This window comes from Pseudomonas fluorescens, from assembly GCF_902497625.1.
Classification (GTDB): Bacteria; Pseudomonadota; Gammaproteobacteria; order Pseudomonadales; family Pseudomonadaceae; genus Aquipseudomonas; species Aquipseudomonas fluorescens_BQ.
Map to the genome: position 1 here is coordinate 106,174 of NZ_CABVGX010000010.1, position 18,330 is coordinate 124,503.

Annotated in this window: 17 protein-coding genes and 1 pseudogene; 12 read left to right on the top strand and 6 right to left on the bottom strand. The window is 60.3% G+C overall.

Translation table 11 applies throughout. The annotated features are described in order from the left end of the window. Positions 1 to 20: 20 nt before the first annotated feature. Positions 21 to 364, bottom strand: a pseudogene (locus tag F8N12_RS27800) (hybrid sensor histidine kinase/response regulator); the annotation flags it as partial. Positions 365 to 474: 110 nt separating this feature from the next. Here F8N12_RS27800 and F8N12_RS27585 point away from each other — a divergent pair. Beyond that, a complete protein-coding gene (locus F8N12_RS27585; RefSeq protein ID WP_191623134.1) occupies positions 475 to 645 on the top strand; it encodes a hypothetical protein in 171 nt (56 codons plus the stop codon). A gap of 68 nt (positions 646 to 713) precedes the next feature. On the opposite strand, the gene F8N12_RS08945 is transcribed toward F8N12_RS27585, so the two are convergent. After that, the gene (locus F8N12_RS08945) at positions 714 to 1,436 is read right to left on the bottom strand and encodes a tellurite resistance TerB family protein (RefSeq protein ID WP_150580137.1); all 723 of its coding nucleotides are present in this window, start codon (positions 1,434 to 1,436) and stop codon (positions 714 to 716) included. A gap of 192 nt (positions 1,437 to 1,628) precedes the next feature. Between F8N12_RS08945 and F8N12_RS08950 the strand changes: the two genes are divergently transcribed. The 7 genes from F8N12_RS08950 (at position 1,629) to F8N12_RS08990 (ending at position 10,500) form a co-directional block, all read left to right on the top strand. Beyond that, a complete protein-coding gene (locus F8N12_RS08950; protein WP_150580138.1) occupies positions 1,629 to 2,543 on the top strand; it encodes a LysR family transcriptional regulator in 915 nt (304 codons plus the stop codon). Between the two features lie 132 nt (positions 2,544 to 2,675). After that, positions 2,676 to 4,133: a gamma-aminobutyraldehyde dehydrogenase gene (locus F8N12_RS08955; RefSeq protein WP_150580174.1), complete on the top strand. Its 1,458-nt coding sequence runs from the start codon at positions 2,676 to 2,678 to the stop codon at positions 4,131 to 4,133. A 116-nt stretch (positions 4,134 to 4,249) separates the two neighbouring features. Then, positions 4,250 to 5,401, top strand: a complete 1,152-nt coding sequence (gene ydcS, locus F8N12_RS08960; protein WP_150580139.1) for a putative ABC transporter substrate-binding protein YdcS — start codon at positions 4,250 to 4,252, stop codon at positions 5,399 to 5,401. A 714-nt stretch (positions 5,402 to 6,115) separates the two neighbouring features. Beyond that, entirely contained in the window at positions 6,116 to 7,153 is a 1,038-nt protein-coding gene (locus tag F8N12_RS08970; protein WP_150580141.1) for an ABC transporter ATP-binding protein, read from the top strand. A gap of 1 nt (position 7,154) precedes the next feature. Then, positions 7,155 to 8,102, top strand: a complete 948-nt coding sequence (locus tag F8N12_RS08975; protein WP_150580142.1) for an ABC transporter permease — start codon at positions 7,155 to 7,157, stop codon at positions 8,100 to 8,102. Further along, complete coding sequence (locus F8N12_RS08980) at positions 8,092 to 8,901, top strand: ABC transporter permease (protein ID WP_150580143.1); 810 nt, start codon at positions 8,092 to 8,094, stop codon at positions 8,899 to 8,901. The genes F8N12_RS08975 and F8N12_RS08980 overlap by 11 nt, the downstream gene beginning before the upstream one ends. A 174-nt stretch (positions 8,902 to 9,075) precedes the next feature. After that, a complete protein-coding gene (locus F8N12_RS08990) occupies positions 9,076 to 10,500 on the top strand; it encodes a gamma-aminobutyraldehyde dehydrogenase (RefSeq protein ID WP_150580145.1) in 1,425 nt (474 codons plus the stop codon). 174 nt (positions 10,501 to 10,674) lie between these two features. Here the strand turns inward: F8N12_RS08990 and F8N12_RS09000 are convergent, their stop codons facing one another. After that, on the bottom strand, positions 10,675 to 10,911 hold the full coding sequence (locus F8N12_RS09000; protein ID WP_150580146.1) for a hypothetical protein: 237 nt from the start codon (positions 10,909 to 10,911) through the stop codon (positions 10,675 to 10,677). A 159-nt stretch (positions 10,912 to 11,070) separates the two neighbouring features. On the opposite strand from F8N12_RS09000, the gene F8N12_RS09005 reads away from it, so the two are divergent. Next, positions 11,071 to 12,834 carry an L-lactate permease gene (locus F8N12_RS09005; protein WP_150580147.1) on the top strand — a complete coding sequence of 588 codons (1,764 nt, stop codon included), beginning with the start codon at positions 11,071 to 11,073 and terminating at the stop codon, positions 12,832 to 12,834. A 123-nt stretch (positions 12,835 to 12,957) separates the two neighbouring features. Then, entirely contained in the window at positions 12,958 to 13,845 is an 888-nt protein-coding gene (gene yghX, locus F8N12_RS09010; RefSeq protein ID WP_150580148.1) for a YghX family hydrolase, read from the top strand. Positions 13,846 to 13,857: 12 nt separating this feature from the next. Here yghX and F8N12_RS09015 read toward each other — a convergent pair whose 3' ends face one another. After that, the gene (locus tag F8N12_RS09015) at positions 13,858 to 14,802 is read right to left on the bottom strand and encodes an aldo/keto reductase (protein ID WP_150580149.1); all 945 of its coding nucleotides are present in this window, start codon (positions 14,800 to 14,802) and stop codon (positions 13,858 to 13,860) included. Between the two features lie 17 nt (positions 14,803 to 14,819). After that, positions 14,820 to 16,073, bottom strand: a complete 1,254-nt coding sequence (locus tag F8N12_RS09020) for an NTP/NDP exchange transporter (protein WP_150580150.1) — start codon at positions 16,071 to 16,073, stop codon at positions 14,820 to 14,822. A gap of 97 nt (positions 16,074 to 16,170) precedes the next feature. On the opposite strand from F8N12_RS09020, the gene F8N12_RS09025 reads away from it, so the two are divergent. Further along, positions 16,171 to 16,959, top strand: coding sequence for an alpha/beta hydrolase (locus F8N12_RS09025; RefSeq protein ID WP_150580151.1), 789 nt, complete (start codon positions 16,171 to 16,173; stop codon positions 16,957 to 16,959). A gap of 6 nt (positions 16,960 to 16,965) precedes the next feature. Here the strand turns inward: F8N12_RS09025 and F8N12_RS09030 are convergent, their stop codons facing one another. Further along, entirely contained in the window at positions 16,966 to 17,295 is a 330-nt protein-coding gene (locus F8N12_RS09030) for a hypothetical protein (protein ID WP_150580152.1), read from the bottom strand. Positions 17,296 to 17,510: 215 nt separating this feature from the next. On the opposite strand from F8N12_RS09030, the gene F8N12_RS09035 reads away from it, so the two are divergent. Continuing rightward, positions 17,511 to 18,230 (top strand): SOS response-associated peptidase, encoded by a 720-nt coding sequence (locus F8N12_RS09035; protein WP_150580153.1) that lies wholly within the window; start codon positions 17,511 to 17,513, stop codon positions 18,228 to 18,230. Positions 18,231 to 18,330: the final 100 nt, after the last annotated feature.

The following is an 18,330-nucleotide window of genomic DNA, read 5'->3' on the forward strand; positions in this document are numbered from 1 at the left end:
GGTAGGCGCAGCCGCTTTACTTGACTGCTGTGACGGGCAATACGTTCCAGGCGGCCGGTTTTGGGCAGCTTTTGGCCCGGACGCAACAGTTCTTCGACATCGACCATGAACACCACCGAGACGTCATCCAGCAACGCGCGCAAATGTGCTGCACTTTGCCCAGACGCTCGTCCAACGGCAAGACCACCCGCGTGCATTCGCAATGAAGACTCGAGCGCAATGCCGTAACCGCGTCGCGCTCGCGGATCACCACCACCTCGAGCCCGGGCTGGCGGTGCTGGCGCGCCGGATGTAGCAACTGGCTCGCGGCTGACAGACCAGCATGACAAAGATGTCGGCCTTCGCACCACAAGTGCTGCCGGCCAGCAGCCGTTGTAAAGAAGATTCGATGCCGTGATGCCCACTGCGTTGCGCAGCAGGTGCCTGAGCGGCGCTAAGGGCTTTTCGAAGACGTTGCGATCAACCTGGACTCAGGTGCGTCTGGTTCTACCCGGCGGATCGACGGGGGCGACCGGCGCGGCAATCGGCGGCTCGATTAAGGACACCGTTACTCCGATCACCACTTATTGCCACCAGGTCCCAGCCAAGGAAGACCTCGTGAGTGATCAGGCCATCGCGAGCAACCTCGGCGCCTGCAAGGTCTAGGTCGATCACGGCATTCTTGATCGAGCCAAAACTGAAGCAAAGGTTGCTCGCGTTAGCGCTCTCAAGACCTACATAGAAGCCTGACGAACCTGCTTCTCCAGCTCGGCCTTCAGTCCGGGCTCGAGCTTCAACTGGCGCGCCAGCTCGTCCAGGTAAGACTTCTCCATGAAGTTCTCTTCGTCCACCAGCATCACGCTGGCGATGTACATTTCGGCGGCCATTTCCGGGGTGCTGGCGGCGCGAGCGACGTCGGTGGGGTCGAGCGGTTTGTTGAGTTCGGCGTGCAGCCAGTGCTTGAGTTCCTGGTCGTTATCGAGTTTGGTGAACTCGCCTTCAATCAATTCGCGCTCGCGCTCGTCGACGTGACCATCGGCCTTGGCCGCTGCGACCAGCGCTTTGAGAATCGCCTGACTGTGCTCTTCAACCTGGGCCGGTGGCAGGCGGTCGACGGTTTGCGGCTCGATCTTCGACACATTGCCTTGTTGAGCCTGCCAGTTTCCGTAAGCCTTGTAAGCGATAACGCCCAACGCAGCGAGGCCGCCGTAGATGGCGACCTTGCCGCCCATTTTGCGCGCCTTTTTGTTGCCCAGTAGCAAACCGATAGCGCCCGCTGACAACGCACCTCCACCTGCGCCGGAAAGCAGCCCGCCCAAGCCGCCGGATTTGCCTGCGCCGCCGAGCAAGCCGCCGAGGCCGCCGCTGGAAGATTTGTTGTGTGAGCCGCCGGCCTTGTTCTGCAGCAGGTCCTGGCCGGATTTAAGCAGTTGATCGAGCAAGCCACGCGTATTCATTTTGCTGTCTCCACGAAAGGTTAACTGGATCATCAGGCCACCAGCCTAGTGCGAAGTGCCGTAACGCTGCCGGCGAGTGTGCTTCCAGATGTTGCTCGCCCCATTAAGGCCAATAAAGGGGGAACCAGCCATTCGAATAAAAAGATATACACTTGAGGGAATCTATAAAAACCGCCCACCGGGTATATTCCAATGATGACCTTGCGTCAGATCCGCCACTTCATCGCGGTGGCCGAGACCGGCTCCATCTCCGCCGCCGCGCAAACGGCATTCATCTCCCAATCAACGTTGACCCTGGCCATTCAGCAACTGGAGCAGGAAATCGGCGTCAGCCTGTTCAACCGCCACGCCAAAGGCATGACCCTGACGCATCAGGGGCATCAGTTCCTGCGTCAGGCGCACGTGATTCTGGCGACGGTGGACAATGCCAAGCGCAGCCTGCAACAGAGCACCGATCAGGTCGCCGGCCAGTTGATCGTCGGTGTGACCAGCTTGGTGGCCGGTTATTACCTGGCTGACCTGCTCACCCGTTTTCAGCGTGCGTACCCCAACGTCGACATCCGTGTGATGGAGGATGAACGCCCCTACATCGAGCATTTGCTGGTCAGCGGCGAAATTGATGTCGGCGTGTTGATTCTGTCCAACCTCGAAGACCGCCATGCCCTGCAGACCGAGGTGCTGACTCACTCACCCCATCGCCTATGGTTGCCGGCCCAGCACCCATTGCTGGAACGCGACAGCATCAACCTTGCGGACGTGGCCAGCGAGCCGCTGATCCAGCTCAACGTCGACGAGATGGACCGCAATGCCCAGCGCATGTGGTCGGCCGCAGCGCTGCAACCGCGCATTACCTTGAAAACAGCGTCCACCGAAGCGGTGCGGAGCCTCGTTGCTGCGGGATTGGGAGTGTCGATTCAGCCGGACATGACTTACCGGCCGTGGTCCCTGGAAGGAGACATCATCGAGGCGCGGTCGATCGCCGACCTCAGCCAGACGCTTGATGTGGGGCTTGCGTGGCGACGCGGTACGGCGCGCCCGGCGCTGGTCGACCCATTCCTGACAGTAGCGCGAGAGCAGCCGCACGGTGGGCGTAAGCCATCTATTTAAACGAACGCCACCTTCAGTATTTAGTATTTGTAGACCTCGGGCCCTCAGACTAGTCTTGTTACATCTATATAAGACGGCCGGGCCTCAGTCACTGGGAGCACCATGGCCACACAAGAAAAGAGAACCCGAAAAATGGCTGGCGCGCAGACCCCGCTATTCACCGCGTTGCTGATCGATGGCGAACTGGTCGCGGGTCAAGGCTTCGTCGAGCCGATCCTCAACCCCGCCACGGGCGAAGTGCTGACGCACATTGCCGAGGCCAGCACCGAGCAAGTCGAGGCCGCTATTCTTGCCGCCCACCGCGCCTTCGCCGGTTGGTCACGAACCACGCCGCAGCAGCGCTCGAACCTGTTGCTGGACATCGCTAGCGCCATTGAAAAAAATGCCGACCTGCTCGCCCGCCTCGAGTCAATGAACTGCGGCAAACCCTTGCATCTGGCTCGCCAGGACGACCTGAGCGCGACCGTCGACGTGTTCCGCTTCTTCGCCGGCGCAGTACGGTGCCAGACCGGGCAGCTCAGCGGCGAGTATCTGCCGGGCTACACCAGCATGGTGCGCCGCGATCCGATTGGCGTGGTGGCGTCGATCGCGCCGTGGAACTACCCGATCATGATGGCCGCGTGGAAAATTGCCCCGGCGCTGGCGGCAGGCAACACGCTGGTGTTCAAACCCTCCGAACACACCCCGCTGTCAATTCTGGCGCTGGCGCCGGCGCTGGCAGAAATCCTCCCGCCCGGCGTGATCAACATTATTTGTGGCGGCGGTGAAGGCGTCGGCAGCCACTTGGTCAGCCACCCGAAAGTGCGCATGGTTTCCCTGACCGGCGATATCGTGACCGGGCAAAAGATTCTTCAGGCGGCAGCGAAAACCCTGAAACGCACGCACCTGGAACTCGGCGGCAAAGCGCCGGTGATCGTTTGCAACGATGCCGACATTCAGGCTGTGGTCGAGGGGGTGCGCACTTACGGTTATTACAACGCTGGTCAGGATTGCACTGCTGCTTGCCGGATTTACGCACAGGCCGGCATTCATGACCGACTGGTGGCTGAACTCGGCGCGGCGGTCAGCAGCCTGCGGTTTGCCGGCAAGCGCGATGCCGACAACGAGATCGGGCCGCTGATCAGCACACGTCAGCGCGATCGCGTGGCCAGTTTCGTCGAGCGCGCCCTGGGCCAGCCGCACATTGAACGCGTCACCGGTGCGGCCGTGCATTCCGGCGCCGGCTTCTATTACCAGCCGACCTTGTTGGCCGGCTGCAAGCAGGGCGATGAAATCGTCCAGCGTGAAGTGTTCGGGCCGGTGGTCACCGTGACCCGCTTCGATGAACTCGTACAGGCAGTGGACTGGGCCAACGACTCGGAATACGGCCTGGCCTCCTCGGTATGGACGCAAAATCTGGACAAGGCGATGCAGGTTGCGGCGCGCTTGCAGTATGGCTGCACCTGGATCAACAGCCACTTCATGCTGGTCAGCGAGATGCCTCACGGCGGCCTGAAACGCTCCGGTTACGGCAAGGATTTATCCAGCGATTCATTACAGGATTACAGCGTGGTGCGGCACATCATGGCCCGCCACGGACAGCAGCTTTAAGTGGCAAGCGACAAGCTAAAGCCAAAGCCATGCGCGGTTCGCTGTCACTTGCGGCTTGAAGCTTGAAGCTTGCAGCTACTCTCATCCAATTACTAATAAACAAAAGAGAGGTTCCCATGTTTGCGCACAAGACCGCACTGCTCAGTGCAATCACCACCGCGCTGCTGGCCAGTGCCAGTATTCAGGCCGCCGAACCGCTCAAAGCCGTGGGTGCCGGCGAAGGTCAACTGGATATCGTCGCCTGGCCTGGCTACATCGAGCGCGGTGAAAGCGACAAGGCTTACGACTGGGTCACAGGTTTCGAGAAGGAAACCGGCTGCAAGGTCAATGTCAAGACCGCCGCCACCTCAGATGAAATGGTCAGTTTGATGGCCAAGGGTGGCTACGATTTGGTCACCGCGTCGGGCGATGCTTCGTTGCGGTTGATCGTTGGTAAGCGTGTGCAGCCGATCAACACCGATCTGATTCCGAACTGGAAGAATATTGATCCGCGATTGAAAGACGCGCCCTGGTATGTGGTCAACAAGCAGACCTTCGGTACGCCGTATCAGTGGGGGCCGAACGTGTTGATGTACAACACCAACGTGTTCAAGACCGCGCCTGACAGCTGGAACGTGTTGTTCGACGCGCAGGATCTGGCTGATGGCAAGCCCAACAAGGGACGTGTGCAGGCCTATGACGGGCCGATCTACATTGCTGATGCGGCGCTGTATCTGAAGACCGCCAAGCCTGAGCTGGGCATCAGCGACCCCTACCAGCTGACTGAAGCTCAGTACAAGGCGGTGCTTGAGTTGCTCCGCAGTCAGCAACCGTTGATCCACCGTTACTGGCACGACACCACTGTGCAAATGAGCGATTTCAAAAACGAAGGCGTGGTGGCGTCCAGCGCATGGCCGTATCAGGTCAACGGGCTGATGAACGAGAAGCAGCCGATCGCCTCTACCATTCCGAAAGAAGGCGCCACTGGCTGGGCCGATACCACCATGTTGCACACCGAGGCCAAGCATCCGAACTGTGCGTACAAGTGGATGGACTGGTCACTGCAACCGAAGGTCCAGGGTGACGTCGCCGCCTGGTTCGGCTCGTTGCCGGCAGTACCGGCAGCATGCCAGGGCAGTGAACTGCTGGGCGCGGAAGGTTGCAAGACCAACGGGTTCGACCAGTTCGAGAAGATCGCGTTCTGGAAAACCCCGCAAGCTGAAGGGGGCAAGTTCGTGCCGTACAGCCGCTGGACCCAGGATTACATCGCGATCATGGGCGGCCGCTAATACCGCCGCTTTATGGCGAGGGAGCTTTTGTGGCGAGGGAGCTTGCCTGTAGCGAGGGGCTTTTGTGGCGAGGGAGCTTGCCTGTAGCGAGGGGCTTTTGTGGAGAGGGGCTTGCCTGTAGCAAGGGGCTTTTGTGGAGAGGGGCTTGCCTGTAGCAAGGGGCTTTTGTGGAGAGGGGCTTGCCTGTAGCAAGGGGCTTTTGTGGAGAGGGGCTTGCCTGTGGCAAGGGGCTTTTGTGGCGAGGGGGCTTGCCCCCGTTGGACTGCGTAGCAGTCCTGTGAGGGAGAACCCGGTTTACCTGCTAAACCGCGTCGGCTGGTTTTGGGGCGGCTTCGCCGCCCAACGGGGGCAAGCCCCCTCACCACAGGCAAGCCCCTCACCACAGGCAAGCCCCTCACCACAGGCAAGCCCCCTCACCACAGGCAAGCCCGCTCACCACAGGCAAGCCCCTCGCCACAGGCAAGCCCCTCACCACAGGCAAGCCCCTTCACCACAGGCAAGCCCGCTCGCCACAGGGAAAGCCCCGCTCGCTACAGGGTAAGCCCGCTCACGACGGGCAAGCCGGCCCACCACAGGGCAAGCCGGCTCACCACAGGGCAGGCCCCCTCGCCCCGATGAGCACTTGAGCCACAGAAGGTCATCAATGATTCAGTATTTTCAGAAGTCCAGGCAGGGCCGCTGCGACGGCCTTCGCCTTTTTTGGAGCACCGCACCATGACGCTTGCAGTCCAATTCACCAACGTTTCCCGTCTATTCGGCGAAGTGAAAGCCGTAGATCGGGTTTCCATCGACATCCAGGACGGCGAGTTTTTCTCCATGCTGGGCCCTTCCGGCTCGGGCAAAACCACCTGTCTGCGCCTGATCGCCGGTTTCGAACAACCGAGCGCAGGCTCCATTCGTATCCACGGTGAAGAAGCGGCCGGTTTGCCGCCCTACCAGCGTGACGTCAACACCGTCTTTCAGGATTACGCGCTGTTCCCGCATATGAACGTGCGCGACAACGTCGCCTACGGTTTGAAGGTCAAGGGCGTCGGCAAGGCCGAACGCTTGGAACGTGCCGAAGAAGCGCTCGACATGGTCGCCCTCGGCGGATACGGCGAGCGCAAACCGGTGCAGTTGTCCGGCGGCCAGCGTCAACGCGTAGCCCTCGCCCGCGCTCTGGTCAATCGCCCGCGCGTGCTGCTGCTCGATGAGCCACTGGGTGCACTTGACCTGAAGCTGCGCGAACAAATGCAGAGCGAATTGAAGAAGCTGCAACGCCAGCTCGGCATCACCTTCATCTTCGTTACCCACGACCAGACTGAAGCCTTGTCGATGTCTGACCGCGTTGCCGTGTTCAACAAGGGCCGTATCGAGCAGGTCGACACGCCGCGCAACCTGTACATGAAACCGGCCACCACTTTCGTCGCTGAATTTGTCGGCACCTCGAACGTGATTCGCGGTGACCTGGCACTGCAGATCAGCGGTCAGCCGCAGCCGTTTTCGATTCGCCCGGAACACGTGCGGTTTGCCGAAGGGCCGCTGGCCAGCCACGAAATTGAAGTCAGCGGCCTGCTGCATGACATTCAGTACCAGGGCAGCGCCACGCGTTATGAACTGAAACTGGAAAACGGCCAGACGTTGAACATCAGCCAGGCCAATAACCAGTGGCTGGACGTCAGCGCGCAGCACCAGACCGGCCAGCGCATCAGCGCGCGCTGGGCACGGGAAGCGATGATCCCGCTGCACGACACCGTTGCCGGCGGGGTGTGAGATGAACACCGTGGCTATTACCCAAACTCCATCCGGTGGCTCGCCGTTGCGCAGGTTTTCCAACCTGCTGTATCGCCGGCCCAATCTGTACCTGTCGATGCTGCTGGTACCGCCGCTGATCTGGTTCGGCGCGATTTATCTTGGCTCGCTGCTGATGCTGTTGTGGCAAGGTTTCTACACCTTTGATGACTTCACCATGGCGGTCACACCGGACCTGACCCTGGCGAACTTCGCGGCGCTGTTCCAGCCGTCCAATTTCGACATCATCCTGCGCACCTTGGGCATGGCGATTGTCGTGTCGATCGCCAGCGCCATCGTCGCGTTCCCGATCGCGTACTACATGGCGCGCTACACCACCGGCAAGACCAAGGCGTTCTTCTATATCGCGGTGATGATGCCGATGTGGGCCAGTTACATCGTCAAGGCCTACGCCTGGACCTTGCTTTTGGCCAAGGGCGGGGTGGCGCAGTGGTTCGTTCAGCACCTGGGGCTGGAGCCGGTGCTGCAGTTTGTTCTAGGCATTCCGGGCGTCGGCGGCAGCACCTTGTCGACCTCGCACCTGGGCCGTTTCATGGTGTTCGTCTACATCTGGCTGCCGTTCATGATCCTGCCGATCCAGGCGTCGCTGGAACGTTTGCCGCCGTCATTGCTGCAAGCCTCTGCCGACCTCGGCGCCAAGCCGCGCCAGACATTCATGCAAGTGATTTTGCCGTTGTCGATTCCGGGCATCGCGGCCGGTTCGATCTTCACCTTTTCCCTGACCCTGGGCGATTTTATCGTTCCGCAACTGGTGGGTCCGCCGGGCTACTTCGTCGGCAGCATGGTCTACGCCCAGCAAGGTGCGATCGGCAACATGCCGATGGCCGCAGCCTTCACCCTGGTGCCGATTGTGCTGATCGCCATTTACCTGTCCATCGTCAAACGCCTGGGGGCCTTCGATGCACTCTGAGAAAGCTTCTTTTGGCTTGAAAATCGCAGCATGGGGCGGACTGGTGTTTCTGCACTTTCCGATCCTGATCATTTTCATGTACGCCTTCAACACCGAAGACGCAGCGTTCAGCTTTCCGCCGAAGGGCTTCACCCTGAAGTGGATCGGCGTGGCGTTTTCGCGGCCGGACGTGCTCGAGGCGATCAAGCTGTCGCTGCAGATCGCCTCCGTTGCGACCTTGATTGCGATGGTGCTCGGTACCCTCGCTTCGGCGGCGTTGTACCGACGGGACTTCTTCGGCAAGCAGGGCATTTCGTTGATGCTGATTCTGCCGATCGCCCTGCCCGGGATCATCACTGGCATTGCGTTGCTGGCGACGTTCAAAACGCTCGGAATCGAGCCGGGGATGTTCACCATCATCGTCGGTCACGCGACCTTCTGCGTGGTGATCGTTTACAACAACGTCATCGCAAGGTTGCGGCGCACTTCGCACAGTTTGATCGAAGCCTCGATGGACCTCGGTGCCGATGGCTGGCAGACCTTTCGCTACATCATTCTGCCAAGCCTGGGCTCGGCGTTGTTGGCGGGCGGCATGCTCGCGTTCGCGTTGTCGTTCGATGAAATTATCGTGACGACCTTCACTGCCGGGCATGAACGCACCCTGCCGTTGTGGCTGCTCAACCAGCTCAGCCGACCTCGCGACGTGCCGGTGACTAACGTCGTGGCAATGCTGGTGATGATCGTGACGATGGTACCTATCCTCGGCGCGTATTACCTGACCCGGGGCGGTGAAAGCGTCGCGGGGAGTGGCGGGAAGTAACGAACAACGGTCAATCCCTGAAAAAACCGAATCCTGTGGGAGCGGGCTTGCTCGCGAAAGCGGTGTGTCAGCCAACATAAATGTTGAATGTTCAACCGCATTCGCGAGCAGGCTCGCTCCCACAGTTTGATCCGGTGTCGACAGAACAATGAATGCTTTGAAGAGGACATGAACATGCAAACCAAACTCCTGATCAACGGCCAGCTGCTCGCTGGCGAAGGCCCGGCGCAACCGGTGTTCAACCCTTCAATCGGCAAAGTGCTGGTGGAAATCAACGAAGCCAGCGAAGCCCAGGTCGATGCGGCCGTGCGTGCCGCTGACGCCGCGTTCGACAGCTGGTCGCAAACACCCCCGAAAGACCGCTCGCTGCTGCTGCTGAAACTCGCCGACGCCATCGAAGCGCATGGCGAGGAGCTGGCAAAGCTCGAATCGGACAACTGCGGCAAACCTTACAGCGCCGCGTTGAACGACGAGATCCCGGCGATTGCCGATGTGTTCCGCTTTTTTGCCGGCGCCAGTCGCTGCATGAGCGGTTCGGCCGGCGGTGAATACCTGCCCGGCCACACCTCGATGATTCGCCGCGACCCGGTCGGCGTGATCGCCTCGATCGCGCCGTGGAATTACCCGCTGATGATGGTCGCCTGGAAGATCGCCCCGGCCCTCGCCGCCGGTAATACCGTGGTGCTCAAGCCGTCGGAACAAACCCCGCTGACCGCGTTGCGTCTGGCCGAACTGGCGTCGGAAATCTTCCCGGCCGGCGTGCTCAACCTGGTGTTCGGGCGTGGTCCTACGGTGGGCAGTCCGCTGGTGACTCACCCGAAAGTGCGCATGGTCTCGCTGACCGGCTCGATTGCCACCGGCGCGAACATCATTTCCAGCACCGCCGACAGCGTCAAACGCATGCACATGGAACTGGGCGGCAAAGCCCCGGTGATCATTTTCGACGACGCCGACATCGACGCCGCCGTGGAAGGCATCCGCACCTTCGGTTTTTACAACGCCGGGCAGGATTGCACCGCGGCGTGCCGCATCTACGCGCAGGCTGGCATCTATGAAAAATTCGTCGAGAAGCTGGGTGAAGCCGTCAGCGGCATCAAATACGGCTTGCAGGACGACCCGGCGACCGAGCTTGGTCCGCTGATCACCGCGCAGCACCGCGACCGCGTCGCCGGGTTCGTCGAGCGCGCCGTGGCGCAGTCGCACATCCGCCTGGTCACCGGCGGCAAAGTCGTTGAAGGCAACGGGTTCTTCTTCGAACCGACCGTGCTGGCGGATGCGCAGCAGGACGATGAAATCGTTCGCCGCGAAGTGTTCGGCCCGGTGGTGTCGGTGACCAGATTCACCGATGAAGCGCAGGTGCTGGGCTGGGCCAACGATTCCGATTACGGCCTGGCGTCATCGGTGTGGACCGCCGATGTCGGCCGCGCACATCGCTTGTCGGCGCGCCTGCAGTACGGCTGCACCTGGGTGAATACGCATTTCATGCTGGTCAGCGAAATGCCGCATGGCGGTCAGAAATCCTCCGGGTACGGCAAGGACATGTCGATGTATGGGCTGGAGGATTACACCGTGGTGCGGCATGTGATGTTTAAGCACTGAAGAAAGCGGCAAGCGGCAAGCGGCAAGCGGCAAGCGGCAAGCGGCAAGTGTTGAGCTGCAAGCCAGCTAAAAGCAACAGCATCGCGAGCAGGCTCGCTCCCACAGGGAAGCGGTTTCCAGATGTGGGAGCGAGCCTGCTCGCGATAGTCTCTGCAATTAACCAAAGCCCAAGCCCTACAACGTCTGCTGACGGTTGCCGATCGTCTTGGCCTCCTCGATCCCCCACTCCATCGCCGCTTCCATGTCGAGAAAATGCACGGTTGGATGGTCATTTTCCTCGACCGCCTGACCATCGGGTTTGTAAACCCCGATAAACATACCCAACGACCCGTCCCTCAGGATCTCGGCCTTGACCTTGATCTCGCATCCATTCGACAGCGTTTCCGTGTGAAGCAAATGCCGCTCAGTCATCTCTGTATTCCTCGTCGTCGTTAACCCGGTTTCACGCATCTGGACGGCTCACTCAAACCGATGGAAATCCCACCCTGACAGCGTCGTAATGCCACCTATACTACAAGCCACCGTCCCCCCCGGGGTCTGCATTACCAACAATAAAAGCAGAGGTGGAACATGGTCTGGCAGCAAATCTACGATCCGTTCAATAGCCCGGTGTTTTCAACCATCATGGCAGCAGTGCCGGTTGTGGTGATGCTGGCGGCTCTGGCGTTCTTCCACGTCAAAGCGCACCTGGCGGCCCTGATGGCCTTGGGTTCAGCCTTGCTCATTGCGATTTTTGCTTTCGACATGCCTGCCGACATGGCCGGGTCCGCCGCGCTGTATGGTGCCGCCAACGGTTTGCTGCCGATTGGCTGGATCGTGCTCAATATCATTTTTTTGCACCGACTGACCACCGAGAACGGCTCGTTCAAGGTTTTGCAGGATTCCCTCGCGCGCATCACCGATGACCGACGATTGCAGCTGCTGCTGATCGCTTTCTGCTTTGGCGCGTTTTTCGAAGGCGCTGCCGGTTTCGGTACACCTGTGGCAGTGACCGGGGCCATCCTCATCGGCCTCGGTTTCTCACCGCTGGCCGCCTCTGGCCTCGCGTTGATCGCCAACACCGCCCCCGTCGCGTTCGGGGCATTGGGCACGCCGATCATCACCCTGGCCAAAGTGACCGGGCTGGATGAAATGGAGCTGTCGATGATGGTCGGTCGGCAACTGCCGTTTTTCTCGGTGATCGTGCCGTTCTGGTTGATCTGGGCATTTGCCGGCTGGCGCAAGATGCTGGAAATCTGGCCGGCGATTCTGGTGGCCGGGGTCAGCTTCGCCGTCCCGCAATTCATAGTGTCCAACTACCACGGACCGCAACTGGTGGACGTGATTGCAGCACTGATCTCGATGGCCTGCCTGACCGGTTTCATCAAGGTCTGGAAGCCGGCCACCATCCACACCTCCGCCGCGCTTACCGGAAGGGTCGACAACTCGAAAATTGCAGATGAGCACGACGTCAAACCGACGGCGACTTCGAGCTTCAACAGCGAAAACCGTTCGGCGGTAATGCGTGCCTGGATGCCGTGGATCATCCTGACAATCTTCGTGTTCGCCTGGGGCACGCAGAGCTTCAAGAACATTTTCGATACCCGCCCCGCTATCGACCCGGTGACCAATTCGGCCAGGCTCGATCCGCAAGGCAAGCCGATGCGTGAAGCCAACCCGGTGTTCGCGCCGACCATCACCTTCTCGACCATCCACCAACAGATCGAAAAAGTACCGCCGGTAGTGCCGACGGCAAAGACCGAAGACGCGGTTTACCGTTTCAACTGGCTCACCGCGACCGGCAGCGGCATTTTGTTGTCGGCGATTCTCGGCGGTCTGCTGATGGGCTATTCGATCCCGCAGTTGATTAAGCAATACGTGCGAACGATATGGGTGGTGCGTTACTCGCTGATCACCATTGTCGCGATGCTCGCGCTCGGCTTTCTCACACGCTATTCCGGGCTCGACGCAACGATGGGGCTGGCATTCGCCGCCACAGGGATCTTCTACCCGATGTTCGGCACGCTCCTCGGCTGGCTCGGCGTTGCGCTGACCGGCTCGGACACGGCCTCCAACGTGCTGTTCGGCGGCTTGCAACGGGTAACCGCCGAACAACTCGGACTCAGCCCGGTGCTGATGGCCGCCGCCAACAGTTCCGGCGGGGTCATGGGCAAAATGGTCGACGCGCAGTCTATCGTGGTGGCTTCGACCGCCACGCGCTGGTACGGCCATGAAGGGGAAATCCTGCGCTACGTGTTCTTCCACTCGATCGTGCTGGCCATTCTGGTCGGTGGGCTGGTGACATTGCAGGCGTATGTGGAACCGTTCAGCAGCATGGTCGTTGGCGGGCGCTGAGCCGACCTTCAACCCTGCAAGCAATGCTTGCCCGCATAGTCTTTGGCGAATCGAAACCGCCATCGCGAGCAAGCTTTGCGCCTGCTACATCAGTGCTCCTGAATCACAAGAGGGATCGAACACATGACTCGACTGACCGCCAAAGACTTCGCCCCGCAACTGCTGGAACTTTACGACTACTACGCACATGGCAAGATCAATCGGCGCGAGTTTCTCGATCGTGCCGCGCTGTTCACCTTCGGCGGGTTGACCGCCGGGGCATTGCTGGCAGCGTTGAGCCCGAACTACGCGCTGGCCGAACAGGTGGCATTCACCGACCCGGACATCATCGCCGAATACATCACCTATCCCTCGCCCAAAGGCAACGGCCAGGTTCGCGGTTATCTGGTGCGCCCGGCCAAGGCCAGCGGCAAAGCACCTGCCGTGGTGGTGGTGCATGAAAATCGCGGGCTTAATCCTTACATCGAAGACGTCGCGCGGCGGGTGGCCAAAGCCGGGTTCATCGCGCTTGCGCCGGATGGCCTTACATCGGTGGGCGGTTACCCGGGCAACGACGACAAAGGTCGCGAACTGCAGGCGACCGTCGACCCGGAGAAACTGATGAACGATTTTTTCGCCGCCATTGAGTGGCTGATGCAGCACGACGCAACCAGCGGCAAAGTCGGCATCACCGGCTTCTGTTATGGCGGCGGTGTAGCCAATGCGGCGGCCGTGGCGTATCCGGAATTGGGCGCCGCCGTGTCCTTCTACGGTCGGCAGCCAGAGGCCAGGGATGTTCCGCGAATCAAGGCACCGGTGATGATTCATTACGGCGAGCTGGACACGCGCATCAACGAAGGCTGGCCAGCCTACGAGCAGGCGCTGAAAGCGGGCGGCAAGACTTACGAAACCTGGATCTATCCGGGGGCCAACCACGGCTTTCATAACGATACGACACCGCGGTACGACGAGGCCGCAGCCCAGCTCGCCTGGGACAGGACGCTGGGTTGGTTTCGCCGTTATCTGGTTTGACGCAGGCTGCTGCTAACCCACCAGATCAATCAACTGCTCGCGCTGTGCGCCGGTCAGCATCGGGCCGAAACCCGCACCGGCATTGTCCGCCATGTAACGCGGATTGCCGGTGCCGGGGATTACGCAGGTGACCGCTGGATGCGCCAGCAGGAACTTCAGCGCCAATTGCGGCCAGCTGCTGACCTGCACTTGAGAGGCCCAGCCCGGTAGCGGTTTGTCTTTCAAACGGGCAAGCAATCCGCCGCCGCCGAAGGGCCGGTTGCACAGCACCGACACACCGCGCTCCCGGCACAGTGGCAGGATGCGCTTCTCCACGCCACGGTCATCCAGCGCGTAGTTGATCTGCAGAAAATCCAGTGGCTCGGCCTTCAACACCGCCTCCACCTCATCGTAGGCCGACGCCGTATAGTGGGTGATGCCGATGTAGCGAATGCGCCCTTCTTCCTTCCATTTTCGCAGAGTCGGCAGGTGGGTTTTCCAGTCCAGCAGATTGTGGATCTGCATCAGGTCGATACGATCGGTCCGCAGCAGCCTGAAAGATTCTTCCATCTGCGCAATGCCTTCCTCGCGCCCGCGTGTCCAAACCTTGGTCGCCAGAAACGCCGGGGAACGCGGTTCATGGATCGACAGCAGCTCGCCAGTGGTCTGCTCCGCGCGACCGTACATGGGCGAGCTATCGATCACCGTTCCACCTTTTGCGAACAGTGCGCTGAGCACTGCGGGCAGATTCCTGTAAGCGGTGTCAGAGGGCGCTACGTCGAAACCGCGATACGTGCCCAGACCGACCAGCGGCAATGGCTCGGAGGTGGAAGGAATGGCGCGGGTCAGCATGGTCTTGCCTCCTGTGTCCTTCGAGGGTGCAGTTGCTGCAAAAGCCCGATCGAAAGTGAGAACCGCCGAAGCACCGGCAGCCAGCGTGAGTAATTTGCGTCGTGTGAAACCTTCAGTGCGGCTCATGGCCGTGTTCCTCCGTTTCATTGCTGCGCCCTGTGCGCCTGTTGCCTGGCCAGCCAGGCGCACAGGACGCCCCACAATCCGGCAATCGGTACGATCACCAGCGCGACCAGCGCAAACCCCGCGCCCAACGTCGTCAACCCGACCGACAACCACCCACTGGCCGCGTCGCCACCGCGATAGACCAGCGTCTCGATGACGTTCTTGGCCTTGTACTTTTCCTCGCGGCTGACCACCGTCCAGAGCACTTCGCGAGCCGGTCGCACGATGGCGAATTCGACGGCGCGGCGCAGCCCTTGCGCCAGGGCCACCGTGGCTGGCACGGGCGCCATCGCCATGGCGGTAAAAGCGACAATGGTCGCCAGTGGCAACATGGCCAATGCGCCGCCGATGCCGGTCAGGCGAATCAGCGGTGCGGTCAGCAGCAGCTGGAAGATCAGAGTAAGTACCGACACGGTCAAATCGACCAGTGCGAAGAATTGCGTCCTGCTGGCCACATCAGAATAGCTGTCGGCGACAATTCGTCCCTGTTCGAAGTACAACAATGTCGCCGCGCTGGTGTGCATCAGCATGAACAGCACCAGCCCCAGCAAATAGCGCGAGTGTAAAATCAGGGTGATGCCCGCCCAGATGCCTCCGCCCATCCGCCGGTCATCCAGCGACGAACGGCCGCTCTGGGATGCAGTACGCGACAATAAGGCACGAAAGCAGCGCACCGCAATTTCCAGGAGCAGCGCCGCTCCTGCCGTGAGCGCGACCGGCCCGAGCCGCGTGGCCATGGTCGCCGCCAGCAGCGGCCCGATGAACGTGCCGAGGGTGCCGCCCGCCGCGATGAAACCAAACAGGCGCCGCCCCTGCTCACTGGAGAAACGGTCGACCAGCACGCTCCAGAAAATCGACACGATGAACAGGTTGTAAATGCTGATCCAGACGAAAAAGACCTGCCCCACCGCGACCGGTGCAACGTGGTTGGCGATCAATCCCCCGAACAACAGCATTGATAACGCGATCGCACGATAGATCAGCGGCACGAAGCGGGTGGCGGGCAACCGCGAAGCGAGCGCACCGAACACTGGCACCATCAACAGCATCACCAGGAACGTTGCGGTGAACAACCATTGCAGTTGACCGGCGCCACCTTCCAGGCCCAGAGCGTCGCGTAACGGCCGCACCAGGTAATAGCTGGCGAGCACACAGAAATGGAAGGCGAAGCCCAGCAACAGCGCAGCCCTTTCGCTGGGCAGAACGTTCAGCCATTTGGCGGCGATGGGCATCGGTGCCCTCCTCTTCGGCCGTGATCATCACTCGTTGCCGTGGGTCAACTACACTGTGACCGCGCCCCTGCACCTGCACACTGCGCCAAGAGCACTCATGCCGACATCTGACGTTAGCCGAATGCCACGTACATTGATGTACATCGTCGCTACCATTTTCGTGCTCTACCTGGCGCTCTGTGCAGCGCTATTCGTGTTTCAGCGTTCGCTCATCTACTTCCCGCAACCGCGTGCCGTCGGCGGTACCGAGGCAGTGATGACACTGGCGGTTGCCGACGCGCAAGTGCTGGTCAGTGTGAGACCGCACGCGGGGCCCAAAGCGCTGATTTATTTTGGTGGCAATGCCGAGGATGTCTCAAGGAACCTGGTGCAATTCAGCCAGGCGTTTCCCGAACACGCATTGTATTTGATGCATTACCGGGGATTTGGCGGCAGCAGCGGTTCGCCTTCGGAGGAAGCGATCCAGCGCGATGCGATGACGCTGTTCGATAGCGTTTACCACAAGCATCGGCAGATCGCCGTGATGGGTCGCAGCCTCGGCTCCGGCGTTGCGGTGCGCCTGGCAAGTCAGCGTCCGGCGGCGCGGCTGGTGCTGATCACGCCTTACAACAGCCTGAAAGACCTCGCGGTCCGCCAGTACCCGATTTTTCCGGTGAAGTGGTTGTTGAAGGACCCGTTTGAATCCTTCAAATACGCGGCTCATATCAATGTGCCGACGCTGCTGGTGATGGCTGAAAATGACGAGGTCATCCCGCGCGCCAGCACTGAAGCGTTGTATGAGCATTTCGCCGCCGGGGTGGCGACTTTGAAGGTCATACCGGGTGTGGGGCACAATTCGTTGTCAAACAGCCCTGCCTACTTGCACCTGTTGGCAGAGGGTCTGTAAGCGCGGTCACTTGCGTGCCAGTTTGTAGCGCAGGCAATCGTCATAAAAACTTTTGCGCAACGCGGCCGGTTTGAGTTGCGAGCGGCTGTCGTAGGTTTGCTCGGTAATGCCCATGGCCATCATGCGCATCCACGGCTTGTTGAATTTGTACGTCTGAAGTTTCTGCCGAGCGGCATACAACGAAACACCGGCCAGTTTCAGCTCCTGCGCCCGCGCAGCTGTGCCCGCCCCCCAGCTGCACATGTAGCGATCGGTTTCTTTCAGCTGCTTGGCGCACGCCGAGGCGGCAATGCCTGTAAGGCCAAGGGACACCAGTGTTATCCATACAATCCGCATTCAAACCCTGCCCTAACAACATGAAAATGAAACGATTTTGCCGAGATACTGATCAGCGAAGGGCCAGCAAAATGCCTTATTCACCGGTTACCTGACGAATCACTCCCGGTACGTGTAACGGTTTGGAGTGTGACCGTGTCGTCGAGGGGAGCGAACTTGTGCCGCGCCAGATGACTCAAGATAACCAATAAGATGTATGGCCAGAGATCACTCCCATGTGCGGAAGACTGACCCAATACCGCGGCATCCATGACTTTGTCGCGGTGCTGAGCATTCCCGATGCGTTAGTCAATCATGCGGGTGACGAGCCCCTGGCTCGCTACAACGCGGCGCCCACCGATCAGCTGGCGTTGCTGCACCTGGAGGACGACCGTCTGGTGGCGGACAAAGTGCGCTGGGGTTGGCGGCCGCATTGGGCGAAAGATCGAGCGGCGCCCATCAATGCCCGCGTCGAAAAAGTCGCCCACGGCCCTTTCTTCAAGGCCGTCTGGCCGCATCGTGCGATTTTACCCATCGACAGTTGGTTTGAATGGGTCACTGAGCCTGGTGATTCGACCCGTCAGCCGTGGTTGATCCGCCGCCGCGACCATGCCCCAGTGTTTTGCGCCGCCATTGGACAGTTCCCGCAACAGGGCGAGCCGTCACGAGATGATGACGGATTTGTGATCATCACCGCAGACAGCGCCGGTGGCATGCTCGACATCCATGACCGTCGACCGGTGGTGTTTTCTCCTGAACTGGCGCGCGAATGGCTCGACCCGGCCACGCCACGCGAACGTGCCGAGCAGATGGCTTTGCTACAAGGTGAAAGCAGTGATGCATTCGAGTGGTACAGAGTCAGTAAAGCGGTTGGCAATGTCCGGAACCAGCATGCCTGGTTAATCGAAGAAGAGATTGGATCCGATCACTATCGCCAAAAACCCTTGTTTGATTAGTCTGCACGGACCCCTGCAGATATCGCCCGTTACATAGACTGTTTCAACACCGAGACAGTCCCGCCAGCAATGGCATATTGATATCCCACCGCTTGTCAGA